We start from the raw sequence: 25,525 nt of genomic DNA, 5'->3' as shown, positions 1-25,525 counted from the left end.
CGATGAAAGGACACCTGTGTCCGGAACAGTCGCACAGCCCGAAGGCGTCACGAATCCGCCGATCGACCGTCTCCTGGAGACCGTCGATTCGAAGTACGCTCTCGTGCTCTACTCGGCGAAGCGTGCTCGCCAGATCAACTCCTACTACTCGCAGATGGAGGACGGCCTCCTCGAGCACGTGGGACCGCTGATCGACACTGATCCGCAGGAGAAGCCGTTGTCGATCGCGCTGCGCGAGATCGATGAAGGCCTGCTCACCGCCAAGGAGCATGATGACTCCGAGCCGGAGAAGCCAGCGCGTCAGCCGCTCAAGCTCGGCGATGACGCCCCCGAGGCACCGATCAGCTTCGAACTCTGAGCACCCCCGGACCCGGCATGACGCATCAGCCCCTGGCAGGTGAGCGCATCGTCGTCGGCGTCACTGCGGGAATCGCCGCGTACAAGGCCGCGCATATCGTGCGCGGCCTTGCCGCGTGGGGAGCGGACGTCCGCGTCATCCCCACCCCGTCCTCCCTCGAGTTCGTCGGCGCCGCCACCTGGGAGGCCCTCACCGGGCACCGCGTCCTCACCTCCGTGTTCGAGGACGTCGACCAGGTCGCGCACGTCGCCACCGGCCAGGACGTCGACGCGATCCTCATCGCCCCCGCCACTGCGGACTTCCTCGCCCGCGCCCGCATGGGCCGAGCCGACGACCTGATGACCGCCTCCCTCCTCGTGGCCCGCGGCCCCGTCATCATGGCGCCCGCCATGCACACCGAAATGTGGGAGCACCCCGCCACCCGCGACAACGTGACCGTCCTGCGCGAGCGGGGAATCGACGTGATGGAGCCCGCCGTCGGCCGCCTCACCGGCCCCGACTCCGGGCCCGGCCGCCTGCCCGAACCCGAGCAGATCCTCCACCGCGTCCTCGCGACCCTGCGCGCACCCCGCGCCGCCGCACCCACCGGCAGCGCCCGCGCTGCCGCTGCTGGCGCGCCCCTGCGCGACCTCGCCGGCCGACGGGTCCTCATCACCGCCGGCGGCACCCGCGAAGCGATCGACCCGGTCCGCTTCATCTCCAACCACTCCTCCGGCAAACAGGGCGTCGCCCTCGCCCATGCTGCCGCAGCCCGCGGCGCCGATGTCACCCTCATCCTCGCCGGCGCCGTCACCGAACCGCTGCCCACCGGCATCGCCGTGGAGCGCGTCGACTCCGCTGCCGAGCTCGCCGAGGCCGTCCACCGCCACGAAGCAGACCACGACGCCGTCATTATGGCCGCCGCCGTCAGTGACTTCGCCCCGACCGGTGGGGGAGCGGGCAGCAAGCTGAAGAAGACCTCGCCGAAGGCCGGCCTCACCCTCCAGATGGAACAGACCGAGGACATCCTCCGCAGCCTTGTGACGAATCGTGAACGCGCCGGCAGCGGGCCTACTGTCATCGTCGGCTTCGCCGCCGAAACCGGTGACGAGCACGCCACCGCGCTGGACCACGCGCGCGACAAGGCTCGCCGCAAGGGCGCGGACCTCCTCGCATTCAACAACGTTGCGGAGCACGCATTCGGCTCCGCGGACAATGCCGTCGTACTGTTGGACGGCTCCGGCAGCGAGATCGACCGTGCTGACGGCACCAAAACGGATGTCGCCCACGCCATCCTCACCGCCATCGCCCGCCTGCTCACCCCGAGCGGCGGAGCCTCTGACCCCGAACGAAAAGGACGCCGAGAATGACCCAGGGACTGCGCTACTTCACCTCCGAGTCGGTCACCGGCGGCCACCCGGACAAGATCTGCGACCAGATCTCCGACGCCATCCTCGACGACATGCTCGCCCAGGACCCCAGCTCCCGGGTCGCCGTCGAAACCCTCGTCACCACCGGCCTCGTCCACATCGCCGGCGAAGTTCGGACCGAAGGCTACTCGGACGTCAACCGCATCGTCCGCGACACCATCCGGAAGATCGGCTACGACTCCTCCGAGAAGGGCTTCGACGCCGACTCCTGCGGCATCGAAGTGTCCATCGGCAACCAGTCCGAGGACATCGCCCTCGGCGTGGACACCTCCCACGAGCACAAGTCCGGCCTCACCGAGACCGGCAACCTTCAGGGCGCCGGCGACCAGGGCCTCATGTTCGGCTACGCCTGCAACGACACCCCCGAACTGATGCCGCTGCCGATCCACAGTGCGCACCGCCTCGCCCTCAACCTCACCACCGCCCGCGAAGACGGCATCCTGCCGTTCCTCCGCCCCGACGGCAAGACTCAGGTGACCATCGGCTACGACGACGACAACATCGCCCGCAGCGTCGAGGCGATCGTCGTCTCCAGCCAGCACGCCGCCGACGTCGACCTCGCCGACCAGCTCACCCCCGGCATCCGCCAGGTGGTCATCCAGCCCGTCCTCGACGAGCTGGCCGAGCTCGGCCTCGACACCTCCCAGACCCGCCTCCACATCAACCCCACCGGCCGCTTCATCATCGGCGGTCCAAAGGGGGACGCCGGCCTGACCGGCCGCAAGATCATCGTCGACACCTACGGCGGCATGGCCCGCCACGGCGGCGGCGCATTCTCCGGCAAGGACCCGTCGAAGGTGGACCGCTCCGCCGCGTACGCGCTGCGCTGGGTGGCGAAGAACGTCGTCGCCGCTGGGCTCGCTGAGCGCTGCGAAGTGCAGGTCGCCTACGCCATCGGTGTGGCGGCGCCCGTCGGCCTGTACGTGGACACCTTCGGCACCGGCAAGGTCGCCGACTCCGCCCTCGCCTCCGCCATCACGAAGGTGTTCGATCTGCGACCCGATGCCATCATCGAGCAGCTCGACCTGCTGCGCCCGATCTTCTCCCAGACCTCCGTGGGCGGCCACTTCGGCCGCGAGCTGCCGGACTTCGAGTGGGAGAAGACCACCCGCATCGACGAGCTCACCCGCGCCCTGTGAGCGCCGAGGCCGCCTCCATCCGCTGGGGGGCCGACGGGCTCATCCCCGCCGTCGTGCAGGACCACACCAGCCGTGAGGTGCTCATGCTCGGCTACATGGACGCCGAAGCGCTGCGCCGCACCCTCGAGGAGGGCCGCGTCACCTTCTGGTCCCGCTCCCGCCGCGAATACTGGCGCAAGGGCGACACCTCCGGCCACGCCCAGTACGTGCGCCGCGCCCGCCTCGACTGCGACGCCGACACCATCCTCATCGAGGTGGAACAGATCGGCGCGGCCTGCCACACCGGCACCCGCACCTGCTTCGAGGAGGAGGGCGCCGACGGGTCCGTGCGCGGCCGGGACCTGCCCGCAACCATCGACGCTGCCCCAGAGGAGACCACGCAGTGAGCACCGAGCAGTCCCGCACTATGCAGAGCGCCCAGATCTACCCCGAGCAGATCCAGGGCCTCACCAGTGAACGCCTCGGCGAGGTCTGGCCGGACCGCGAACAGTTCCGGGTCCTCGCCGCGCAGCAGCGTGTGGTGCCGGTGGTGCACCGCGTCCTCGCTGACCAGGACACCCCCATCAGCGTGTACCGCAAACTCACCGCCGCCACCGGCACCGACGGCACGTTCCTGCTGGAATCCGGTGGCGAAGGGGAGGACGCCCGCTGGTCGTTCATCGGCACCCGCGCCCGCGCTTCTCTCACCGAGAAGGACGGCGCCGCCCGCTGGTTCGGCGACGTCCCCGCCTCCGTCCCCACCGACGGGGACCCCCTGGAGGCACTGCGCGCCACCGCGGATGAGTTCCGTGCGGCGCGCCTGCCGAACCTGCCGCCGTTCACCGGTGGCCTCGTCGGCTTCATCGCGTACGACGCCGTCCGCCGCTGGGAGCGACTCGGCGAGAAGCCCGCCGACGAGATCGGCACCCCCGATCTGTGCATGCTGCTCGCCGAAGACGTCGCCGTGTACGACCACGTCGACTCCACCGTGCTGCTCGTCGCCAACGCCCTCAACATCAACGCCCTCGACACCGGGGTCGACGCCGCCTACGACGCCGCCCTGCAGCGCCTCGAGGTGATGCGCCGGGCTCTCGCCGCCCCTGTGGACACCGCGCCCGTGGTGTACGAGAACCGCGACGGCGACGGCGGCACCTCCCACCTCGACCAGGCCCTCTTCGAAGAGATCGTCCGCACCGCTGTGGACCGCATCCGCGACGGCGACATCTTCCAGGTGGTGCCGTCCCGCCGCGTCTCCCACGACAGTGCCGCCGACCCCCTGGACGTGTACCGGGTGCTGCGCCGCCTCAACCCCAGCCCGTACATGATGCTGGTGCGCGCGCACGACGGCGACGGGAACCCGATCGACATCGTCGGCGCCAGCCCCGAAACCCTCGTCCGCGTCCGCGCCGGCGAAGCGATGACCTACCCCATCGCCGGGTCCCGCCCGCGCGGCCGCACCGCGGAGGAGGACGCCCACCTGCGTGACGACCTCCTCGCCGACCCGAAGGACGCCAGCGAGCACGTCATGCTCGTGGACCTGTCCCGCAATGACCTGCAGAAGGTGTGCGAACCCGGCAGTGTGGTGGTGCGCGAATTCAAGCACGTGGTGAAGTACTCCCACGTCATGCACATGGTCTCCACCGTCACCGGCCGCCTCCGGGACGGAGCCACCAGCTTCGACGCTCTGCGCGCCACCTTCCCCGCCGGCACCCTGTCCGGCGCGCCGAAGCCCAGCGCCATGCAGATCATCGACGAAGTGGAGCCGGTTTCCCGCGGCATCTACGGCGGCACCGTCGGCTACCTCGACTTCGCCGGCGACATGGACATGGCGATCGCGATCCGCACCACCGTCATGAAGGACGGCCGCGCCCACGTGCAGGCCGGCGGGGGAGTGGTCGCCGACTCCAACCCCACCATGGAGTTCCGCGAATCCGAGCAGAAGGCTGCCGCCGCGGTCCGCGCCGTCGCCTCCGCCGCCACGCTCCGCCCCGACACGCCCGCGCCGCGCACGGAGCCGGGGGCCGACGGGTCCCGAGGGGACGCCTGATGCGCTCACTGAAGCTCCTGCCGCTGCTCGGCATCGCCCTCGGCGCCGGCACCCTCGGCCTCACCCGCACCGTGTGGCTGCACGCCACCGCTATGGACCTGACCGGCACCGCTGTCGCGCAGAACGTCGTCGGCTCCTCCGCCGCACCCGCCGCCGCAGCCCTCGCCGTGGTCGTCATCGCGGCGTTCCTCGCCTCCGCGCTGGCCCGCGGTACCGCCCGCACCGTCATCGCCGGGATCGCGGTCCTCGCCGGGGTCAGTGCCGCCGTCGCCTCCCTGCTGGTGCTGCTCGACCCGGAGGCAGCGGCCGCAGGCGCCGTCTCCGAAGCAACCGGTGTGCTCGGTGGTGAGGTGGTCGCCCGCACCACCACCATGCCGATCCTCGCCGCTCTCGCGGCCTTCGCCGCCGCAGCGGTCGCCAGTGCGCTGACCGTGACGAGCCGCCGCGCCGCACGCGCGGACGGGCAGGACCCGTCGGCCCCCACCGCCAGCCGCTACAGCCGCTCCGCCGACCGCTCCGCCACCGGCGCGAAGACCGCCCGGTCCGACGCCTCCGATTGGGACGCCCTCAGCCGCGGTGACGACCCCACGTGAGCGTGCGCGGCCGAGTCCCTGGCACATGGCACAATAGGGGAGGAGCAGCCCGCTCCTCCCGACCCCTTCCGATCCCGTTCGATGGAGAGATCACCTGATGTCGAAGACCTACATGGTTCCGCCGTCCCCGCCCGCGAACGAGGGCAAGACCCTCGCAGCCTGGGTGCTGTCCGTGCTGGTGGTCGTCGGTGCGATCGTGGCGGCCTTCGGCCTCGCCACCGCGTCGCAGCTGGTCATGATCATCGGCGCCGCCGTCATCGTGGTCGGCCTCATCGCCGGCTTCGGCCTTGCGAAGGCGGGCAAGGGCCAGCCGCGCGAGCACACGGCCTGAGCACTCCCACCTGCTGAACACCGGCGGCCCCGCACCCGGGGCCGCCCCTTTGGCGGCGCCCTGACGAAAGGTTCCCATGAGCACCACTGTTCTGGATTCGATCATCGACGGCGTGCGCGCCGACCTCGACACCCGCCGCGCCGCGACCCCCCTCGCGCGCATCCGCGACCTCGCCGCCGAGACCACCGCCCAGCGGCCCGCCGCCGACGTGTGCGCCCGGCTCGACGGCCGCGACACCGTCGGCCTCATCGCTGAGATCAAGCGCTCCTCACCCTCCAAGGGCGCCCTCGCCGACATTCCCGAACCCGCGGACCTCGCCCGCTCCTATGAGGCCGCCGGCGCCACCGCCATCTCCGTCCTCACCGAACAGCGACGCTTCGGCGGGTCCCTCCACGACCTCGACCGCGTCCGCACCGCAGTCGACATCCCGCTGCTGCGCAAGGACTTCACGGTCGAGGAGTACCAGATCTACGAGGCCCGCGCCCACGGCGCCGACATCGTTCTGCTGATCGTTGCCGCCCTCACTGACGCCCAGCTCGCCGAGCACCTGCAGCTCACCCACGAGCTCGGCATGCGGGCACTCGTCGAAGCGCACAGCGCCGACGAGCTCGAGCGCGCCCTCGCCACCGACGCCCGCCTCATCGGAGTCAACGCCCGCAATCTCAAGACCCTCGACCTCGACCTCGACGGCGCCGCCGCCCTGCTGCCCACCATCCCCGGTGACCGCTTCGCCATCGGCGAATCCGCGGTCCTGAAGAAGGCTCACGTCGAGACGTACGCCCGCCACGGTGCCGACGCGGTCCTCGTCGGCGAAGCCCTCGTCACCGACGGCGACCCGGAAGCGACCGCACGCGACTTCCTCAGCGTTCCCGCGCAGACCGACGAAAGAAGGAACCGATGAACATCACGGACGTCCAGGGACCCTACTTCGGCGAGTACGGCGGCCGCTGGCTCCCCGAAGCGCTCATCCCCGCACTCGACGAGCTCGCCGAAGCATGGGAGAAGGCGAAAGCCGATCCCACCTTCGATGCGGAGGTGCAGCGTCTGTTCCGTGACTACACCGGGCGCCCCTCTCTGCTGACCGAAGTGCCGCGCTTCTCCAGGATCGCCGGCGGTGCCCGCATCTTCCTCAAGCGCGAGGACCTCAACCACACCGGCAGCCACAAGATCAACAACGTTCTCGGCCAGGCCGTTCTCACCAAGCGGATGGGCAAGAAGCGCGTCATCGCGGAGACGGGCGCCGGTCAGCACGGCGTCGCCACCGCCACCGCCGCCGCCCTGCTCGGTCTCGACTGCACCGTCTACATGGGCAGGGTCGACACCGAACGCCAGGCCCTCAACGTGGCCCGCATGCGCCTGCTCGGCGCCGAAGTGATCTCCGTGGAGCAGGGCTCCGCCACCCTCAAGGACGCCATCAACGAGGCGTTCCGCGACTGGGTCGCGAACGTGGAGACCACCCACTACCTGCTCGGCACCGTCACCGGCCCCCACCCGTACCCCACGATGGTGCGGGAGTTCCACTGCTGCATCGGTGAGGAGGCGCGCGACCAGATCCAGGAGCAGATCGGCCGCCTCCCGGACGCGGTCGTCGCCTGCGTCGGCGGCGGTTCCAACGCCATCGGCCTGTTCCACGCGTTCCTCGACGACGAGGACGTCCGAATCATCGGCTGCGAAGCCGGCGGCTCCGGCATCGAATCCGGTGAGCACTCCGCCACCATCAACGCCGGCTCCCCGGGCGTCCTCCACGGCGCTCGCTCCTACGTGATGCAGGACGAGGACGGCCAGACCATCGAATCGCACTCCGTCTCCGCCGGCCTCGACTACCCGAGCGTCGGCCCCGAGCACTCGTTCCTGCACGACATCGGCCGGGTCGACTACCGAGCCGTCAACGACACCGAGGCGATGGAGGCGTTCGCGTACCTCTCCATGACCGAAGGCATCATGCCGGCCATCGAATCGGCGCACGCCCTCGCCGGCGCCATCGATCTCGGCCGCGAGATGGGGGAGGACGCGGTCATCATCGTGAACCTCTCCGGCCGCGGCGACAAGGACGTGCACACCGCCTCCGCCTGGTTCGGCCTCGTCGGCGACGACGGACGCGCCGATCTCGCCGAGATCCGCCGCACCGTCGCCGACGCTCTCGAGAACGCACCCGTCGGCCCCGCTGCGCCGGCCGCACCCGCCGGAAAGGACGAGAACTGACATGACCCGCCTCCGCTCCGCCGACGTCATCGACCGGGCCCGTGCCGAGGGCCGCAGCGCCCTCATCGCCTACCTGCCCGTCGGCTTCCCCACCCTCGACCGCTCCATCGACGCCGCCCACGTCCTCACCCAGTCCGGTGTCGACGCCATCGAATTCGGCGTGCCCTACACCGATCCGGTGATGGACGGCCCCGTCATCCAGCAGGCCGCCGACATCGCCCTGAAGAACGGCACCCGCCCGCGCGACGTCATCGCCGCCATCGATGAGCTCTCCGGCCGCGACTGCGACGCCGCTCTGCTCGTCATGAGCTACTACAACCCGATCCTCGCCTACGGACCCGACGCGTTCGCCCGCGACCTCGCCGCCGCAGGCGGCGCCGGCGTCATCACCCCGGACCTCGTGCCCGACGAAGGCGCCGAATGGATCGACGCCGCAGCGAAGCATGAGGTGGACCGCGTTTTCCTCGTCGCCCCCAGCTCCGACGCGCAGCGCCTGGAGTACGTGGTGCGCAGCGCCAGCGGCTTCATCTACGCCGCCTCCACGATGGGCGTGACGGGCATGCGCGCCTCCGTCGGCTCCCGTGCCCGTGACCTTGTGGACCGCACCCGCCGCGCCGGCGCTGAACGGGTCTGTGTGGGCCTCGGCGTCTCCACCGGCGCACAGGCGGCCGACATCGCCTCCTACGCCGACGGCGTCATCGTGGGCAGCGCGTTCGTCCGCGCCATCCTCGAAGCCGACGACCGCGCCGATGCCCATCGCCGCCTCGAGGCCCTCGCAACGGAGCTGCGCCGCGGCGTGGAGGGCGCATGAGCCTCGCCACCATCCCCAGCCCGACGGTCAACGCGATCTCCCTCGGACCGCTGACGATCCACTTCTACGCCCTCTGCATCCTCACCGGCATCGGTGTGGGTCTGTTCTGGGCGACGAAGCGGTGGCAGAAGCGCGGCGGCACCTCCGACAGCATCTTCGACATCTGCTTCGTCGCGATCATCGCCGGCATCATCGGCGCCCGCCTCTACCACGTGCTGATCACCGACCCGGCCACCTACTTCGGTCCTGGCGGCAACCCGATCGAGATCCTGCAGATCTGGAAGGGCGGCCTCGGCATCGGCGGCGCCGTCGTGGTGGGCGGGCTCGCCGCCTGGGTGATGTGCCGCATGAAGGGCGTGAGCATCGCCGTGCTCGCTGACTCGATCGCACCGGCGCTGTTCGTGTCGCAGGCGATCGGCCGCATCGGCAACTGGTTCAACCAGGAGCTGTACGGCGGCCCCACCGACCTGCCGTGGGGTCTGGACATCACCTGCGAGCAGAACGGCCAGATCATCGCCGGCTGCGTCGCCGGCGCATACCACCCCACCTTCCTGTACGAAGCGCTGTGGAACCTCACCATGTGCGTGCTCGTGCTCGTCATCTCCGAGCGTCTGCGCATCGGCGGCGGCCGCGTCTTCTGGATGTACGTGATGGGCTACTCACTCGGCCGCTCCTGGATGGAGACGATCCGGATCGACGACGCCCCGATCATCGCGGGCCTGCGCATCCACTTGTGGGTGTATCTGATCGTGTTTTTGATCGGCGCGCTCGTGTTCGCGGCCCTGACGGCCCGGTATCGTCGGCGCAGCTGGGAGGCCCGACGGGTGCACGACATCCACGGCCCCACCGCCAGCGCTGCCGGCCCCGACAGCGACGATGAGGACGTCCCGGCGATCGCACGCGCTGTCGACGAGCGCGCCGAGCGCACCGATCAGGACTGATCTCCTGGCACATGCGCGCAATGTGACCTAGACTCGAGACAAGGATCTCGGCGTCGCGACCTGTATGGCTCTAGACCCGATCCCGCATCCGTCCACCCATGCTGGTCCGGCCCGACAAGCAACGAATTGGGTTGAGATGCGCAAAGCGAAGATTGTCTGCACACTTGGTCCGGCGACCAACACCTACGACCAGATCAGGACTCTGATCGAGTCGGGGATGAACGTGGCCCGGATGAACTTCAGCCACGGCACGCACGAGGACCATCGCCAGGTCTACGAGAACATCCGCGCTGCGGCTGACGACCTCGGTCGGTCCGTCGCCGTCCTCATGGACCTGCAGGGCCCGAAGATCCGCCTCGGCAAGTTCGAGAACGGACCTTATGAGCTGAACGTGGGCGACACCTTCACCATCACCACCGATGACATCCTCGGCACGGCCGAGCGCGTCTCCACCACCTTCTCGGGTCTCCCCGGGGACTGCCGCCCCGGCGACATCCTCCTCATCGACGACGGAAAGGTCTCCGTCCGCGTCCTCGAAGTCTCCGACACCGACGTGAAGACCGTGGTCGAGGTCCCCGGCCCCGTCTCCGACAACAAGGGCATCAACCTGCCCGGTGTCGCCGTGTCCGTGCCGGCGCTCAGCGAGAAGGACATCGAGGACCTCCGCTGGGGCCTGGAGCTCGGTGCCGACATGGTCGCCCTGTCCTTCGTGCGGGACGCCCACGACATCGACGGGGTGCACCGCATCATGGACGAGGTCGGCATCCGTCGGCCCGTGATCGCGAAGATCGAGAAGCCCCAGGCGGTGCGCTCCCTGCGCGCCATCGTGTCCGCATTCGACGGCATCATGGTCGCCCGCGGCGACCTCGGCGTGGAACTGCCGCTGGAGCAGGTGCCGCTGGTGCAGAAGCGCACCATCGAGCTGGCGCGCCGCAACGCGAAGCCGGTCATCGTCGCCACCCAGGTGCTGGAGTCGATGATCGAGAATCCCCGCCCCACCCGGGCCGAAGCATCCGACTGCGCCAACGCCATTCTCGACGGCGCCGACGCCGTCATGCTGTCCGGTGAGACCTCCGTGGGCAGCTACCCGTTCGAAGCGGTCCGCACGATGGCCCGCATCATCTCCAACACGGAGCAGAACGGTGCGGACCGCATCATGGAGCTCGGCACCATCCCGCACACCCGCGGCGGCGCCATTACCCGCGCGGCCGCCGAGATCGGCGACCAGCTCTCCGCCCAGTACCTGGTGACATTCACCGAATCCGGTGACACGGCGCGCCGACTGTCCCGGCTGCGCCCCACCATCCCCCTGCTCGCGATCACCCCGTACGACCATGTCGCGAACCAGCTCGGCCTGTCCTGGGGCATCGAGGCCTTCCTGGTGTCGATGCAGAAGAACACCGACGAGATGATCGAGGGCGTGGACCGGCTGCTGCGGGAGAAGAAGGGCCTGCAGCCCGGCGACCTCGTGGTGATCGCCGCCGGTTCGCCCCCGGGCCAGCGCGGCTCCACCAATACGCTGCGCGTGCACCGCATCGGCGACTTCGACGGCACCGCCGCGGCGCGCGTCGAGGCAGAGGCGATCGCGCGCGGCGAGTCCCCGACCCACCGCTGACCCGCGCGGCCGCTCGGCGGCGACTGCCGCGCGGCCCCGTCCGCAGCAGAAGAGCCCCGGAGCGATCCAGGGCTCTTCTGCTGAAACGGTTCTCCCGGGACTGCTGCCCGGGAGGGATGCGGTGCCGGATGCGGGACTCGAACCCGCACGCCCGAAGACAAGGCATTTTGAGTGCCCCGCGTCTACCATTCCGCCAATCCGGCGAATCCGCTGACTGTCCAGCCAGCGGGCCGCTCTAGGATACAGTTGACGGCTTCGCCTCCCACCCGGCCCCGCCGGATCGGTGGTGAACCTCGCACAACCATCCGCGCACGATCGCGAGATCCCAAGGAGGGACCATGACCGACGTCCACGACCCCATCGAGCCGGACACCGCCGCCGAGGCGGACGCCCTCGAGGACACCGCAGCTGATGAGACCGCATCCCGTCAGCGCACCGCCGTGGTCGCCGAAGATGAGTCCCTGATCCGCATGGACATCGTGGAGACCCTCTCCGAAGCGGGCTACGAGGTCCTCGCCGCCGTCGGCGACGGCGCCTCCGCCGTGGAGAAGGTGCGCGAACTGCGCCCCGACATCGTGGTGATGGACGTGAAGATGCCGCAGATGGACGGCGTCACCGCGGCCGAGAAGATCGGCGAGGAGAACCTCGCCCCCGTCGTGATGCTGACCGCCTTCAGCCAGAAGGAGCTGGTGGAGCGGGCCCGTGACGCCGGTGCGTTCGCGTACGTCGTCAAGCCGTTCACCCCGGCTGACCTGCTGCCCGCGATCGAGATCGCCGTCTCCCGCTTCCAGCAGATCACCGCTCTGAACGAAGAGATCAAGGATCTCGGGGATCGGTTCGAGACCCGCAAGCGGGTGGACCGGGCGAAGGGCCTGCTGCAGTCGAACATGAACCTGTCGGAGCCGGATGCGTTCCGCTGGATCCAGAAGACGTCCATGGATCGCCGCCTGACCATGCGCGAGGTCGCCGACGCGGTCATCGACCAGCTCGGCTCCGCCAAGTAGTCCCTGCCGCTCGGCGTGAGCCTCAGTCGCGCGGCGGCAGCATCTGCACGCTCATCATGACGGTGGACAGCAGGCGCTCGTCCTGGTCGCGCACATCCACCATGTAACTGGCGACGGTGCGGCCCAGGTGCCGCGCCGTCGCCGTTGCCGTCACCAGGCCGCTCCGCCCGGACCGGTAGTGGGTGGCGGACGCCGTCGTGCCGACGCCCTGAGCCGTTGGTCCGTAGAGGTTCCTGGCGCGCAGGATCCCCGCGAACGACGCCAGGGACTCCGCCAGCGCGATCGTCGCGCCGCCGTGCAGCAGGCCCGCGGGCTGCGTATTGCCCTGAACGGGCATCGTCATGACGCCGCCGTCCTCAGACAGCTCCGTCAGGCGCATTCCGAGTCGTTCGCAGAGGGTGCCGCGCAGCATGTCGTTGAGCTGGTCGAGTTCAGCGGGGGAGAGGCTGGTCGAAGTCATGGGCCCAGCGTGCCACACTTATGCTCATGAGTGAGCAGTCCTCCCACCAGCGCATCATCCTGATCGACGGCCACGCCATGGCGTTCCGCGCGTTCTTCGCGCTGCCGCCGGAGTCGTTCAAGAACGGTCAGGGCCAGGCCACGAACTCCGTCTACGGGTTCGCCCGCATGGTCTTCAACGTCATCAAGAACGAACAGCCCACTCATATCGCGGTCGCGTTCGACCTCGCCGGCGGCACCTTCCGCGACCGCATCTATGACCAGTACAAGGGCGGGCGCGACGCCACCCCGGAGGAGTTCAAGGGCCAGGTCAAACTGACCCAGAAGATGCTCGACGCCTTCGGCATCACCTGGTACACGGTCGAGGACTACGAAGCGGACGACATCGTCGCCACGCTCGCCACCACCGCGGAGAAGGCGGGGGTGGAGCCGCTGCTGCTCACCAGCGACCGCGACGCGATCCAGCTCGTCACCGACAGGACCACGCTCCTGCAGCCCGTCAAGGGCGTCACGGAGCTGCGGCGCATGGACCCGTCGGCCGTTCAGGAGAAGTACCTGGTGCCGCCCCACCTGTACCCCGACCTCGCGGCCCTGGTGGGGGAGAGCGCCGACAACCTGCCCGGCGTGCCGGGCGTGGGCCCCAAGACCGCCGCGAAGTGGATCGGCCTGTACGGCGACCTCGACGGCATCCTCGAACATGCGGAGGAGATCAAGGGCAAGGCGGGGCAGAGCCTCCGCGACAACCTGGAGGCGGTGCGGCGCAACCGGCAGCTGAACGAAGCGGTCCGTGACCTCGACCTGCCGGGCGACCTCGACACCTGCAGGCTCGGCCGCGGCGACCTGGTCGCCATCAACTCCGTGTTCGACGAACTCTCGTTCGGCCCCACCATCCGCCGCGACATCCCCACCGCCCTCCTCAGCGAATCCTCCCAGAAGGAGGAGCGGGTGATCGTGGCGAACCCCGAACTGCCCGTCATCGAACCGGCCGACGGGGAGCTGAACGCCGTCCTCGGGGAGCACGCCGCCGTCGGCGCCGTGGTGCAGGCCGACGGGACCTGGGCGGAGGGCCAGGCGGACCTCCGCGCCCTGGTGCTGTCCAGCGACACCGCGTCGATCGTGCTGCAGCCCAACGAGCTCGGCGGCGACGACCGCGCCGCCCTCGAGCGCTGGCTGCGCAACAGCGTCATCCCGAAGCGGGCGTTCTCCACGAAGCTGACCGGACACCTCCTGTCCGGCGCGGACCTCCAGGTGCGCGGCTGGGAGTTCGACCTCGCGCTGGCGGAGTTCCTCTGCCGCCCCGATCAGCGGCCGACGGACGAGGCCGGTCTGGCTATGCGCCACCTGCAGGAGGACATTGCGCAGGCCGCGGACTCGGGCGCGCAGCAGTCGCTGGACCTCGACGGTGTGGATTCGCAGGCGCTGGTGCGGCGCGCCTCCGCGGTCCGCCGCATGGTGCCGATGCTGCGCGCCGAACTGGAGGAGCGCGGCGCGCTCGGTCTGCTGCGGGACCTGGAGCTGCCGCTGGCGGTGATCCTGCGGGAGATGGAATCCGTCGGCATCGCCGTGGACCGCGAGAAGCTTGATGAGCTGGATGCTGAGCATGAGCGTCAGCAGGCGCAGGTGGCGGAGGAGGCGTTCAGCCACATCGGTGGCGAGCAGATCAACCTCGGCTCCCCGAAGCAGCTGCAGAGCGTCCTGTTCGACCGCCTCAACATGCCGCCCACCCGGAAGACGAAGACCGGCTACTCCACCGATGCGGAGTCGCTGAACACTCTGTTCGCGCAGACCCAGCATCCGTTCCTGGAGGCGCTGCTGAAGCACCGCGACGTCACGAAGCTGCGCCAGATCATCGAAACGCTGCGGAAGGCCGTGACGCCGGAGGGCCGCATCCACACCACCTTCTCGCAGAACGCCGCCGCGACGGGCCGCCTCGCCTCGTCCGCACCGAACCTGCAGAACATTCCGGCGCGCTCCGAAGCGGGCCGGCAGATCCGCTCCGCGTTCCGCGCGTCCGACGGATTCGCGAGCCTCATGACCGCGGACTATTCGCAGATCGAGATGCGGATCATGGCGCACCTCTCCGAGGACGAGGGGCTCATCTCGGCGTTCCGTTCGGGCGAGGACCTGCACAGCTTCGTCGCCTCCCAGGTGTTCGGAGTGGAGGCCGACGAGGTCGACACCGCCATGCGGTCGAAGACGAAGGCAGTGTCCTACGGCCTCGCGTACGGCCTGTCCGCGTTCGGTCTGGGCCGCCAGCTCGGCATCCCGCAGTCGGAGGCGACGGCGCTGCGCGACCAGTACTTCGAACGCTTCGGCGGGGTCCGCGACTACCTGCGCGAATCCGTGGAGGAGGCGCGCGAGCGCGGCTACACCGAGACGATCCTCGGCCGCCGCCGCTACCTGCCGGACCTCACCAGCGACCGCCGCCAGGCCCGCGACAACGCGGAGCGGGTGGCGCTGAACTCCCCGATCCAAGGCAGTGCCGCGGACATCATCAAACTCGCCATGCTGCGGGTCCGTGAGGGCCTCGAGCAGGCGGACCTGCGCAGCCGTCTGCTGCTGCAGGTGCATGACGAGCTGGTCCTGGATGTCGCCGAGGGCGAGGAGGAGCAGGTCATGCAGGTGGTGAAGGACGGCATGGAGGGCGCGTACGAGCTCTCGGTGCCGCTGGATGTGTCGGTGGGCACGGGTCGCACCTGGCTGGAGGCCGCGCACTGACGCCCGAGGCGGCCGCAGCGCCGCCCTGCTCCGCGGTCGCAGGTCAGGGCACTCACAATTCGCCGACAATTAACCGAAAAGGGTTGGCTGAGGCCTGTTCGGAAGGTTAGGCTGGAGCCTGTCTGCTTTCCCGCCTGCTCGAAGGGCGGCAGCGGGCATCGCAAGCAAGTATCCCTACGACTTTTGTCCCGACGGAGTTCCTACCTACATGACCACCACCAGCAATGCACCTCAGGTCGCTATCAACGACATCGGCAGCGAAGAAGAGCTGCTCGCAGCGATCGATGAAACCATCAAGTACTTCAACGATGGCGACATCGTCGAGGGCACCGTCGTCAAGGTAGACCGGGACGAGGTCCTGCTTGACATCGGCTACAAGACCGAGGGTGTCATCCCCTCCCGTGAGCTCTCCATCAAGCACGATGTGGATCCGGACGAGGTCGTCGAGGTCGGCGACGAGGTCGAGGCCCTGGTCCTCCAGAAGGAGGACAAGGAAGGTCGCCTGATCCTGTCCAAGAAGCGCGCACAGTACGAGCGCGCCTGGGGCTCGATCGAGGAGATCAAGGAGAACGAGGGCGTCGTCACCGGCACCGTCATCGAGGTGGTCAAGGGCGGCCTCATCGTGGACATCGGTCTGCGCGGCTTCCTCCCCGCCTCCCTCGTGGAGATGCGCCGCGTGCGCGACCTCCAGCCGTACATCGGCCAGGAGCTCGAAGCGAAGATCATCGAGCTGGACAAGAACCGCAACAACGTGGTCCTGTCCCGTCGCGCCTACCTGGAGGAGACCCAGGCGTCGGTCCGCAGCGACTTCCTGCAGACCCTGCAGAAGGGCCAGGTCCGCGACGGCCACGTGTCCTCCATCGTCAACTTCGGTGCCTTCGTGGACCTCGGCGGTGTGGACGGCCTCGTCCACGTCTCCGAGCTGTCCTGGAAGCACATCGACCACCCGTCCGAGGTCGTCGAGGTCGGTCAGCCGGTCACCGTCGAGGTCCTCTCCGTCGAGATGGATCGCGAGCGCGTCTCCCTGTCGCTGAAGGCGACCCAGGAGGACCCGTGGCAGGCATTCGCCCGCACCCACGCCATCGGCCAGGTCGTGCCGGGCAAGGTCACCAAGCTCGTTCCGTTCGGTGCGTTCGTCCGCGTTGAGGACGGCATCGAGGGCCTCGTGCACATCTCCGAGCTCGCGCAGCGCCACGTGGATCTGCCGGAGCAGGTCGTGACCGTGGACCAGGAGGTCTTCGTCAAGGTCATCGACATCGACCTGGAGCGTCGCCGCATCTCCCTGTCGCTGAAGCAGGCCAACGAGGGCGTGGACCCGGAGGGCGACGACTCGACCTTCGATCCGGCTCTGTACGGCATGGCCGCCGAGTACGACGAGAACGGCGAGTACAAGTACCCCGAGGGCTTCGACCCGGAGACCAACGAGTGGCTCGAGGGCTACGACGAGCAGCGTCAGGCCTGGGAGGCCGACTACGCTCGCGCCTACGAGCGCTGGACCCAGCACAAGGCGCAGGTCGCCGAGGCTCTCAAGGCCGATGCTGACGCCGCCGCCACCGCCGCTGTGGGCGAGGCACCGGCCTCCTACCAGTCCGCACCGACCGACGAGGGCACCCTCGCATCGGACGAAGCACTGGCAGCCCTCCGCGAGAAGCTCACCGGCAACTGATCACCTGATCACACGCTGAACCGGCACGGCGCCGTTCCCACACTGTGGGGGCGGCGCCGTCCGCGTCCCGGCGCCGAGTACCATGGAGCGCACCGCGGACCCCACCGTCCCGCATCCACCACCGCCGACCCCCGTCGGCCTGACCGAAGGAGCCCAGTGCTCACCTGGCTCACCGCTGGCGAATCCCACGGACCCTCGCTGACCGCCCTGATCGACGGCTTCCCCGCCGGCGTCACCATCACCTCCGATGATGTCCGCCGCCACCTCTCGCGTCGCCGCCTCGGCTACGGCCGCGGCTCCCGCCAGAAGTTCGAACAGGACGCCCTGCGCATCCTCGGCGGTGTCCGCCACGGCACCACCCTCGGCTCGCCGATCGCCATGGAGATCGGCAACAGCGAATGGCCGAAATGGGAGAAGGTGATGAGCCCCGACCCCGTTGACCCGGCCGACCTCCTCATCGACGCCGGCACCGGCGACGAACGCGAAATCGCCCGCAACCGCGCCCTCACCCGCCCCCGCCCGGGTCACGCCGACCTCGCCGGCATGGCGAAGTACGGGTTCGAGGAGGCCCGTCCCGTTCTGGAGCGCGCATCGGCCCGCGAAACCGCCGCCCGCGTCGCCATCGGCGCATTCTGCGCCGCCCTCCTGGAACAGGCGGCCGGCATCCGCCTGGTCTCCCATGTCCGCTCTGTCGGCACCGCCGCCATCGCCGCGGACGCACCCGTTCCCACCCCGGATGACGAGCAGCGCCTCAACGACGATCCCGTCCGCTGCCTCGACCCCGAAGCCTCCGCCCGCATGGTCGCGGAGATCGACGCCGCGAAGAAGGACGGCGACACCCTCGGCGGTGTTGTGGAGGTCCTCGCCTACGGCGTCCCCGTCGGCCTCGGCTCCCACACCCAGTGGGACCGCCGCCTCGACGGCCGCCTCGCCCAGGCGATCATGTCCATCCAGGCGTTCAAGGGCGTGGAGATCGGCGACGGATTCGCCACTGCCGCCCGCCGCGGCTCCGCCGCCCACGATGAGATCCTCACCGGCGGTGACGGCCCCGCCGCCACCAGCCGCGCCACGAACCGCGCCGGCGGTCTCGAAGGCGGCATCTCCAACGGCCAGGTCATCGCCGTGCGCGGCGCCCTGAAGCCGATCTCGACCGTGCCCCGCGCTCTGCGCACCATCGATGTCGCCACCGGTGAGGAGTCCACCGCCAACCACCAGCGGTCCGATGTCGCCGCGGTCGCTCCCGCCGCCGTCATCGCCGAAGCGATGGTGGCGATCACCCTCGCTGATGCGCTGCTGGAGAAGGCCGGCGGCGACAGCGTCGCAGAGATCCGCCGCCACCTCGAGGCCACCGCCGCGCTGCAGGCCGACGCCCTCTGCCCGCGCGAGGCATGACCGACACGTCCCGCACCACCGCCCCCGCCCCGAGCAGAGGACCGGTCGCTGTTCTGATCGGGCCGATGGGCTCCGGGAAGACGACCGTGGGCCGCGCCCTCGCCCGGCTCCTCGGCGTGCCCTTCGCGGATTCGGACGCCGCCATTGTGGAGGCCGACGGGCGCACCATCCCGGTCATCTTCGAGCAGGACGGCGAGACCGGTTTCCGCACTGTCGAGCAGCGCGTCATCGCGCGGCTCCTCACAGACCACCGGGGGGTGCTCGCCCTCGGTGGGGGAGCCGTCACCACCGGCGCCACCCGCGAGGCCCTGACCGGCCACACGGTGATCCTGCTCGACGTCGACGAGGACGCCGTCGGTCCCCGCATCGGCACGGGGGAGGGGCGTCCCCTGCTGGCAGGCGGGCCCGACCCCCTGGCCGCGTGGCGGGAGCGCACCGCCTCACGCGCACCCCTGTTCGCCGCCTGCGCAACCCACACCGTTGACACCACCGGGCGCACCCCGGACCAGATCGCCCGCACCATCGCCGACATCACCGGCACGAAGGAGCAGCCATGACTACCACGATTCCCGTCGGCTCCGGCCAGGCGGCCTACGACGTCCACGTGGGCCGCTCCATCCTGCCGCGCGTTCCCGCCGCCCTCCCGGATCGGTGCGAACGCGTCATGATCATCCACCAGCCGTCCACCCGCGTCCTCGCCGATGAGCTCCGCGGCGCCATCGCCGACACCGGGCGCGAGGCGTACCTCGCCGAAGTGCCCGATGGCGAAGAGGCGAAGACCGCGCAGGTCGCCGGGTTCCTCTGGCAGGCCCTCGGCCAGGCCGACCTCACCCGCACCGACATCGTCATCGGCTTCGGCGGCGGCGCCGTCACCGACCTCGCCGGGTTCGCCGCCGCCACCTGGCTGCGCGGCATCGACATCATCCAGCTGCCCACCACTGTCCTCGGCATGGTGGACGCCGCAGTCGGCGGCAAGACCGGCATCAACACGGCGGAGGGCAAGAACCTCGTGGGCGCGTTCCACACGCCCCGCGCCGTGTTCGCCGACCTCGACACGCTGCGCACCCTCCCGCCGAACGACGTCGCCGCCGGCCTCGCCGAGGTCGTCAAATGCGGGTTCATCCGCGACCCGCAGATCCTGGACATCATCGAGGACGACCCCGCCGCTGCCCTGGACGTCACCTCCGAGCCGTTCGCCGACATCGTCGCCCGTGCCATCCGCGTGAAGGCCGACGTGGTCAGCAGCGACCTGCGCGAGGTAGGGGAGCGGGAGATCCTCAACTACGGCCACACGTTCGGCCACGCGATCGAACACAATGAGCGCTACCAGTGGCGCCACGGCGCCGCCGTCGCCATCGGCATGGTGTTCGCCGCCGAACTCGCCCACCTCGCCGGCCGCATGGACGAAGCCCTGCTCGACCGCCACCGGTCCATCCTCACCTCGCTCGGCCTGCCGGTCGCGTACCGGGGCCGCCAGTGGCCCCGCCTGGCCGATGCGATGAAGCGCGACAAGAAGACCCGCGGCAGCATGCTCCGCTTCGTGGTGCTGGACGCCCTCGCCTCCCCGGGCCGCCTCGAAGGCCCGGACCCGCAGCTGCTGCTCGCCGCGTACGCCGCCGTCACCGACGAGGCGCAGCCCTGATGCTGCCGCAGGTGATCGTCCCGATCATGCCCGCCGGCCCCACCGCAGCCGCCGCTGCGGCCGCTGCCGCGGACCAGGCCAGCGCAGCCGTCGCGGCGGGGGCCGACGTCATCGAATGGCGCGTCGATGCGCTCGGAGAGGCCGCGCTCGACCCAGCGGTGCGGGCGGAGGCTGCGGACGCGATCTCCCGCGCTCTCGCCGCGCACGCCGACCCGGCGGCACAGGCAGGCGCAGCATCGCACCCCGGCCGGACGTTGCAGGCCCGACGGGTCCCGCTGCTCGCTGCGGTTCGCACCGTCGCCGAAGGCGACGGCATCGCCCTCGGCGACGACGCCTACGCCGATTTGCTGCTCGACCTCGCCGCTCGCTCCGGCATCGACGCGATCGACGTGGAGGCCGCCCGGCTCGATCCCGCCTCTGCCCGTGACCTCGTCACCGGCATCGCACAGACCGGCGCCGCGGTCATCGGCTCCAGTCACGACTTTCGGCGGACCCCGTCGGCCCCCGAGATCCACGCCCTTCTCGACGCTCTCCACGCCGCCGGCTGCCGCACGCTGAAGATCGCCGTGATGCCGACCAGCCGCGCCGACGTCCTCACCCTTATGCAGGCCGTTGAGTCGTATCAGTCCGCGCAGCCCGCCCCGAGCCGGAAACCGGTGATCGCCATGTCGATGGGTCCGCTCGGCGCCGTCACCCGGATCGCTCCGCAGGCGTTCGCATCCGCCGCCACGTTCGCCGCCGTCGGCCGCGCCAGCGCCCCCGGGCAGATCCCGATCGACCAGGTCCGCGCCGCCCTCCCGCTCAGCGGTGAGCTGCCGGGCTCAGCGGCCGCGGTGGTGCTGCGGGCCTGACTCGAACGGCGCCTCATCGTCGTCATCATCATCGACGTGCATCGCGCCGTCATGATCGTGCTCGCGCCGCAGTGACGGGAAATGGATCTGGAACGGCGGCGCAGCCGCCCTGGAGTCCGGCTCCTCAGGTGTTCCCTCCACGTTGAAGAAGGAGTCGTGCACGAGGTCCTGCGGGTCCAGCACCGGGATCTGCCCGGTCTCCGCCGCCACCCGCTGCCGCTCCTCGCGCCGCACCCGCCGCACGAACGCCCGCATCTGCACCGGTGACAGGGTCACGGCGAGATCGGGGGCCGTCGGCAGGGACCAGCGGCGCCACTGCGCCAGGATCGCCACCGCCGTGCCCGCGAGCGCCGCCAGCACCACGATCCAGCTCGGCAGGTTGAGGGCATCCACACCCCAGGTGAGGACCGCGGTCAGCAGTGCGGCCGTCGCATACAGAGGGCCGCCGGTGAAGATCCCGGGGATACGGCCCACCATGACGTCGCGGATCACACCGCCGCCCACCGCCGTCGTGAGCCCCAGCAGGATCGACGGCAGCGGTGACAGGCCCGCCCCGAGCGACTTCGCGCACCCGATCGCGGCCCACACGCCGAGAGCGACCGCGTCCAGCACCGTGGTGGAGTGCCTCCAGATCCTGGCGTCCACGGAGATGAGGAACGCGATGAGGACGCCGGCGAGGCTCGCCGCGAGGTACCACGGGGTGGAGAAGGCGGCCGGCACGCCCTGGGCGAGGATGAGGTCGCGGATGATGCCGCCGCCGAGACCGGACACGATGCCGATGAATGCGAAGCCGACCGCGTCGAACTGGAGGCGCCGGGCGAGCGCACCGCCGACGATCCCCATCACGAACACGCCGATGAGGTCCATCGCGCGCATCATGTCGTTCGTCAGCAGGAACGTCTCGGGGGTCGCGGCAGAGCTGGGCATATCAGTAGCCTACGTCTATGCGTCACCACCTTCAGCGCGTCGGTCTGACCGGCGGGATCGGTTCCGGAAAGACGACCGTGGCGGACCGGTTCCGCGAGACCGGCATCACGGTCATCGACCTCGATGAGCTGTCCCGCGCCGTCCTCGACCAGCCCGGCGAAGGCGTCGATGATATGGTCGCCCGCTTCGGCGCCGAGTACCTCAACAGGGCCGGCACTGCGGACCGGGCGAAGCTCGGCGACCTCGTATTCTCCGACGCCGCCGCCCGCGCCGACCTCGAACGCATCGTCCTCACCCGCGTCGCCGAACAGGTCAGCGCCCTCGATGAGGCGGCCGCGGCGGCGGGGGAGGAGTTCATCGTGCACGACTCGCCGCTGCTGCTGGAGAAGGGGCACGACGCCGACTTCGCCGTCATCATCGGTGTCCTCGCCCCCGTCGAGGAGCGCATCCGTCGGGTCATGCAGCGCTCGAACAAGACCCGCGAGTGGGTGGAGCGCGTCATCGCCGCGCAGACCACCGATGATCAGCGCCGCCGCCGCTGCCACATCCTCATCGACAACACCGGCACCCGTGAGGACCTCGCCGCCGCCGCGGACGCTGCGGTGGGGGAGGTCCGACGGATGCTCGCTCCCAGTGATCCCCACTAGTGTGGCCGCATGCGTCCCGTCACTGATCTGGTCCGAGCCCGGCACCCCTTCGAGGTCGTCAGCGAGTACGAACCCGCCGGTGACCAGCCGAAGGCGATCGACGAACTGGCGCGCCGCATCAACGACGGCGAACAGGACGTGGTCCTGCTCGGCGCGACCGGCACCGGCAAGTCCGCGACCGCGGCGTGGCTGATTGAGAAGGTGCAGCGCCCCACCCTGGTGATGGCGCACAACAAGACCCTGGCCGCGCAGCTCGCCAGTGAGTTCCGAGAACTGCTGCCGAACAACGCGGTCGAATACTTCGTCTCCTACTACGACTACTACCAGCCGGAGGCGTACGTCCCGCAGTCGGACACGTACATCGAGAAGGACTCCTCGATCAACGCGGAGGTGGAGCGGCTGCGCCACTCCGCCACGAACTCCCTGCTCACCCGTCGCGACGTGGTCGTGGTGTCGTCCGTGTCCTGCATCTACGGCCTCGGCACCCCGCAGGAGTACGTGGACCGGATGGTGCGCCTGTCCGTCGGCGAGGAACTGGACCGCGACGACCTGCTGCGCCGGTTCGTGGACATGCAGTACGACCGCAACGACGTCTCCTTCGTCCGCGGCACCTTCCGGGTGCGGGGCGACACGGTCGAGATCATCCCGATGTACGAGGAGCTCGCCCTGCGCATCGAGTTCTTCGGCGACGAGATCGACGCCCTGTACACCCTCCACCCCGTCACCGGTGAGGTGATCCGCGAGGAGGAGCAGGTCCACATCTTCCCCGCCTCCCACTACGTGGCGGGCCCCGAGCGACTCCAGCGCGCCATCGGCGACATCGAGAAGGAGCTCGCCTGGCGGCTCGAGGAGCTCGAAGGGCAGAACAAGCTCCTGGAGGCGCAGCGGCTGCGGATGCGCACCACCCACGACATCGAAATGCTCCGCCAGACCGGCTCCACCAACGGTGTGGAGAACTACTCCCGCCACTTCGACGGGCGCGGACCCGGCACCCCGCCGAACACCCTCATGGACTACTTCCCGGAGGACTTCCTGCTGATCATCGACGAGTCGCACGTGACCGTCCCGCAGATCGGCGCCATGTACGAGGGGGACCGTTCCCGCAAGCGGACGCTCGTGGACTACGGGTTCCGGCTCCCGTCGGCCCTCGACAACCGGCCCCTGAAGTTCGAGGAGTTCATCAAGCGGACCGGACAGACCGTGTACCTCTCGGCGACCCCGGCGCAGTATGAGCTGGAGCGGGCGAACGGGTACGTGGAGCAGATCATCCGCCCCACCGGTCTCGTGGACCCCGAAGTGATCGTGAAACCGGTCAAGGGGCAGATCGACGACCTGCGCGCAGAGATCGAGAAGCGCGTGGAGAAGGACGAGCGCATCCTCGTCACCACGCTGACGAAGCGGATGGCGGAGGACCTCACCGACTACCTCCTGGAGAACGGGGTGCGGGTCCAATACCTCCACTCCGATGTGGACACGCTGCGCCGCGTGGAGCTGCTGCGGTCCCTGCGCATGGGTGAGTTCGACGTCCTCGTGGGCATCAACCTGCTGCGTGAGGGTCTGGACCTCCCCGAAGTGTCCCTCGTGGCGATCCTCGACGCCGACAAGGAGGGATTCCTGCGTTCGCGCACCTCCCTGATCCAGACGATCGGCCGCGCCGCCCGCAACGTGTCCGGACAGGTGCACATGTACGCGGACACGATCACCGAGTCGATGCGCGAAGCGATCGACGAGACCACGCGCCGCCGCGAGAAGCAGATCGCGTTCAACAAGGAGAACGGCATCGACCCGCGGCCGCTGCGGAAGAAGATCGCGGACGTCACCGACATGCTCGCCCGCGAGGACGTCGACACCGAAACCCTCCTGGCCACCGACTACCGCGCCGGGAAGGAGAGGGTGGCGAGGCGCCACGGCCGCGGCGACTCCGTGCTCAACAACCGCTCGCTGGACCTGGGCGATGACCCGGTGGCGACGCTGAAGGACATGATCACGGAGATGACCACCTCGATGCACGCGGCAGCGGAGGCGCTCCAGTTCGAGGAAGCCGCCCGCATCCGCGACGAAGTGTCCGAACTGAAGAAGGAGCTGCGGCAGTTCGAAGGCTGACCGGAGCGACAGGAAAGGAAGAGCACTCATGCAGCTGACATCGCAGGCACTCACCGACGGCGAAGCGATCCCCCTGGAGTTCGCCGAACCCTCCAGCGGCGGCGAGAACACCATCCCCGACCTCGCATGGAGCGGCGCCCCGGACGGCACGAAGTCCTACGCCCTCACCGTGTACGACCCGGACGCGCCGACGGGCTCCGGCTTCTGGCACTGGGTCGCGTTCGACATCCCCACGTCCGTCACGTCCATCGCGAAGGGAGGTGCCCTCGAGTCCCCGGCGCGCGAATGGGAGAACGACTACGGCTACAAGGGCTACGGCGGTGCAGCCCCGCCGGCCGGCCGCACCCACCGCTACATCCACACGGTGCACGCTCTGAACGTGGAGAAGCTGGAGGTGCCGGAGGGCGCGACCCAGACCCAGGCGCGGTTCATGCTGATGGCCGCACAGATCGACTCAGCATCCATCACCCCGGTGTTCTCGCAGCCCGAGGAGGACTGACCGGACGCGCTCCGACGGGGCCCGGGGATCAGTCGATCTCATGAACGGAGCTCTCGAGGACGGTGTGCTCGGGGGGGTGTCCCTATGTTTCGAGTCAAGCCGCGAGAGCGGTCGGCTCGGGGGTAGGGGCGGTTGTCGGTGGCTGGTAGTAGGTGCCGTCGCGGAGCATGGCGTAGATGACGTTGCAGCGGC

General features: G+C 69.7%; 24 protein-coding genes and 1 tRNA gene. 22 read left to right on the top strand and 3 right to left on the bottom strand.

The window, feature by feature from the left end; all coding sequences use genetic code 11:
* The first annotated feature begins 16 nt into the window (after positions 1 to 16).
* The 12 genes from rpoZ to pyk all read left to right on the top strand — a co-directional run bounded on the left by rpoZ (position 17) and on the right by pyk (position 11,425).
* The gene (gene rpoZ, locus MHY20_RS02225) at positions 17 to 358 is read left to right on the top strand and encodes a DNA-directed RNA polymerase subunit omega (RefSeq protein ID WP_183374293.1); all 342 of its coding nucleotides are present in this window, start codon (positions 17 to 19) and stop codon (positions 356 to 358) included.
* A gap of 17 nt (positions 359 to 375) precedes the next feature.
* Positions 376 to 1,707, top strand: a complete 1,332-nt coding sequence (gene coaBC, locus MHY20_RS02220; protein WP_239374313.1) for a bifunctional phosphopantothenoylcysteine decarboxylase/phosphopantothenate--cysteine ligase CoaBC — start codon at positions 376 to 378, stop codon at positions 1,705 to 1,707.
* Entirely contained in the window at positions 1,704 to 2,906 is a 1,203-nt protein-coding gene (gene metK, locus MHY20_RS02215; RefSeq protein WP_183374297.1) for a methionine adenosyltransferase, read from the top strand. The genes coaBC and metK overlap by 4 nt, the downstream gene beginning before the upstream one ends.
* The gene (hisI, locus tag MHY20_RS02210) at positions 2,903 to 3,292 is read left to right on the top strand and encodes a phosphoribosyl-AMP cyclohydrolase (protein ID WP_183374299.1); all 390 of its coding nucleotides are present in this window, start codon (positions 2,903 to 2,905) and stop codon (positions 3,290 to 3,292) included. The genes metK and hisI overlap by 4 nt, the downstream gene beginning before the upstream one ends.
* Complete coding sequence (locus MHY20_RS02205) at positions 3,289 to 4,932, top strand: anthranilate synthase component I (RefSeq protein WP_317700119.1); 1,644 nt, start codon at positions 3,289 to 3,291, stop codon at positions 4,930 to 4,932. Before hisI ends, MHY20_RS02205 begins: the two co-directional genes overlap by 4 nt.
* Entirely contained in the window at positions 4,932 to 5,525 is a 594-nt protein-coding gene (locus MHY20_RS02200; RefSeq protein WP_183374301.1) for a Trp biosynthesis-associated membrane protein, read from the top strand. Before MHY20_RS02205 ends, MHY20_RS02200 begins: the two co-directional genes overlap by 1 nt.
* Positions 5,526 to 5,622: 97 nt before the next feature.
* Positions 5,623 to 5,856: an HGxxPAAW family protein gene (locus tag MHY20_RS02195; RefSeq protein WP_183374303.1), complete on the top strand. Its 234-nt coding sequence runs from the start codon at positions 5,623 to 5,625 to the stop codon at positions 5,854 to 5,856.
* Positions 5,857 to 5,932: 76 nt separating this feature from the next.
* Complete coding sequence (gene trpC, locus MHY20_RS02190; RefSeq protein WP_183374305.1) at positions 5,933 to 6,757, top strand: indole-3-glycerol phosphate synthase TrpC; 825 nt, start codon at positions 5,933 to 5,935, stop codon at positions 6,755 to 6,757.
* On the top strand, positions 6,754 to 8,058 hold the full coding sequence (gene trpB / locus MHY20_RS02185) for a tryptophan synthase subunit beta (protein WP_239374310.1): 1,305 nt from the start codon (positions 6,754 to 6,756) through the stop codon (positions 8,056 to 8,058). The genes trpC and trpB overlap by 4 nt, the downstream gene beginning before the upstream one ends.
* 1 nt (position 8,059) lies before the next feature.
* Positions 8,060 to 8,869, top strand: a complete 810-nt coding sequence (gene trpA / locus MHY20_RS02180; RefSeq protein WP_239374307.1) for a tryptophan synthase subunit alpha — start codon at positions 8,060 to 8,062, stop codon at positions 8,867 to 8,869.
* Entirely contained in the window at positions 8,866 to 9,810 is a 945-nt protein-coding gene (gene lgt / locus MHY20_RS02175; protein WP_183374311.1) for a prolipoprotein diacylglyceryl transferase, read from the top strand. The genes trpA and lgt overlap by 4 nt, the downstream gene beginning before the upstream one ends.
* A gap of 136 nt (positions 9,811 to 9,946) precedes the next feature.
* Positions 9,947 to 11,425: a pyruvate kinase gene (gene pyk / locus MHY20_RS02170; protein WP_239374304.1), complete on the top strand. Its 1,479-nt coding sequence runs from the start codon at positions 9,947 to 9,949 to the stop codon at positions 11,423 to 11,425.
* A 122-nt stretch (positions 11,426 to 11,547) separates the two neighbouring features.
* Here pyk and MHY20_RS02165 read toward each other — a convergent pair.
* Positions 11,548 to 11,628: transfer RNA gene (locus MHY20_RS02165), tRNA-Leu, on the bottom strand.
* Between the two features lie 135 nt (positions 11,629 to 11,763).
* On the opposite strand from MHY20_RS02165, the gene MHY20_RS02160 reads away from it, so the two are divergent.
* Complete coding sequence (locus tag MHY20_RS02160; RefSeq protein WP_239374301.1) at positions 11,764 to 12,429, top strand: response regulator; 666 nt, start codon at positions 11,764 to 11,766, stop codon at positions 12,427 to 12,429.
* Positions 12,430 to 12,451: 22 nt separating this feature from the next.
* On the opposite strand, the gene MHY20_RS02155 is transcribed toward MHY20_RS02160, so the two are convergent.
* Positions 12,452 to 12,889, bottom strand: coding sequence for a PaaI family thioesterase (locus MHY20_RS02155; RefSeq protein WP_183374317.1), 438 nt, complete (start codon positions 12,887 to 12,889; stop codon positions 12,452 to 12,454).
* A gap of 26 nt (positions 12,890 to 12,915) precedes the next feature.
* Between MHY20_RS02155 and polA the strand changes: the two genes are divergently transcribed.
* The 6 genes from polA (at position 12,916) to aroD (ending at position 21,157) form a co-directional block, all read left to right on the top strand.
* Positions 12,916 to 15,606, top strand: coding sequence for a DNA polymerase I (polA, locus tag MHY20_RS02150; RefSeq protein WP_239374298.1), 2,691 nt, complete (start codon positions 12,916 to 12,918; stop codon positions 15,604 to 15,606).
* 208 nt (positions 15,607 to 15,814) lie between these two features.
* On the top strand, positions 15,815 to 17,272 hold the full coding sequence (rpsA, locus tag MHY20_RS02145; RefSeq protein WP_183374321.1) for a 30S ribosomal protein S1: 1,458 nt from the start codon (positions 15,815 to 15,817) through the stop codon (positions 17,270 to 17,272).
* Positions 17,273 to 17,428: 156 nt separating this feature from the next.
* Positions 17,429 to 18,664, top strand: coding sequence for a chorismate synthase (gene aroC, locus MHY20_RS02140; RefSeq protein WP_183374323.1), 1,236 nt, complete (start codon positions 17,429 to 17,431; stop codon positions 18,662 to 18,664).
* The gene (locus tag MHY20_RS02135; RefSeq protein WP_239374296.1) at positions 18,661 to 19,221 is read left to right on the top strand and encodes a shikimate kinase; all 561 of its coding nucleotides are present in this window, start codon (positions 18,661 to 18,663) and stop codon (positions 19,219 to 19,221) included. The genes aroC and MHY20_RS02135 overlap by 4 nt, the downstream gene beginning before the upstream one ends.
* The gene (gene aroB, locus MHY20_RS02130; RefSeq protein WP_183374327.1) at positions 19,218 to 20,306 is read left to right on the top strand and encodes a 3-dehydroquinate synthase; all 1,089 of its coding nucleotides are present in this window, start codon (positions 19,218 to 19,220) and stop codon (positions 20,304 to 20,306) included. Before MHY20_RS02135 ends, aroB begins: the two co-directional genes overlap by 4 nt.
* Positions 20,306 to 21,157, top strand: a complete 852-nt coding sequence (gene aroD / locus MHY20_RS02125; RefSeq protein WP_183374329.1) for a type I 3-dehydroquinate dehydratase — start codon at positions 20,306 to 20,308, stop codon at positions 21,155 to 21,157. The genes aroB and aroD overlap by 1 nt, the downstream gene beginning before the upstream one ends.
* Here the strand turns inward: aroD and MHY20_RS02120 are convergent.
* Positions 21,128 to 22,084, bottom strand: a complete 957-nt coding sequence (locus MHY20_RS02120; protein ID WP_183374331.1) for a trimeric intracellular cation channel family protein — start codon at positions 22,082 to 22,084, stop codon at positions 21,128 to 21,130. The two genes, aroD and MHY20_RS02120, sit on opposite strands and share 30 nt — an antisense overlap.
* Before the next feature lie 17 nt (positions 22,085 to 22,101).
* On the opposite strand from MHY20_RS02120, the gene coaE reads away from it, so the two are divergent.
* The 3 genes from coaE to MHY20_RS02105 are packed head-to-tail and all read left to right on the top strand — an operon-like array spanning position 22,102 to position 25,333.
* On the top strand, positions 22,102 to 22,731 hold the full coding sequence (gene coaE, locus MHY20_RS02115) for a dephospho-CoA kinase (protein WP_183374333.1): 630 nt from the start codon (positions 22,102 to 22,104) through the stop codon (positions 22,729 to 22,731).
* Between the two features lie 9 nt (positions 22,732 to 22,740).
* Positions 22,741 to 24,834, top strand: coding sequence for an excinuclease ABC subunit UvrB (gene uvrB, locus MHY20_RS02110; RefSeq protein WP_239374293.1), 2,094 nt, complete (start codon positions 22,741 to 22,743; stop codon positions 24,832 to 24,834).
* Between the two features lie 28 nt (positions 24,835 to 24,862).
* Positions 24,863 to 25,333 (top strand): YbhB/YbcL family Raf kinase inhibitor-like protein, encoded by a 471-nt coding sequence (locus MHY20_RS02105; RefSeq protein ID WP_239374291.1) that lies wholly within the window; start codon positions 24,863 to 24,865, stop codon positions 25,331 to 25,333.
* The last annotated feature ends 192 nt before the right edge of the window (positions 25,334 to 25,525 follow it).

The sequence above is a fragment of the Helcobacillus sp. ACRRO genome (assembly GCF_022347125.1).
Taxonomy (GTDB): domain Bacteria; phylum Actinomycetota; class Actinomycetes; order Actinomycetales; family Dermabacteraceae; genus Helcobacillus; species Helcobacillus massiliensis.
The sequence above is the reverse complement of the archived record's forward strand: the minus strand, read 5'-3'. Positions and strand labels throughout refer to the sequence as shown.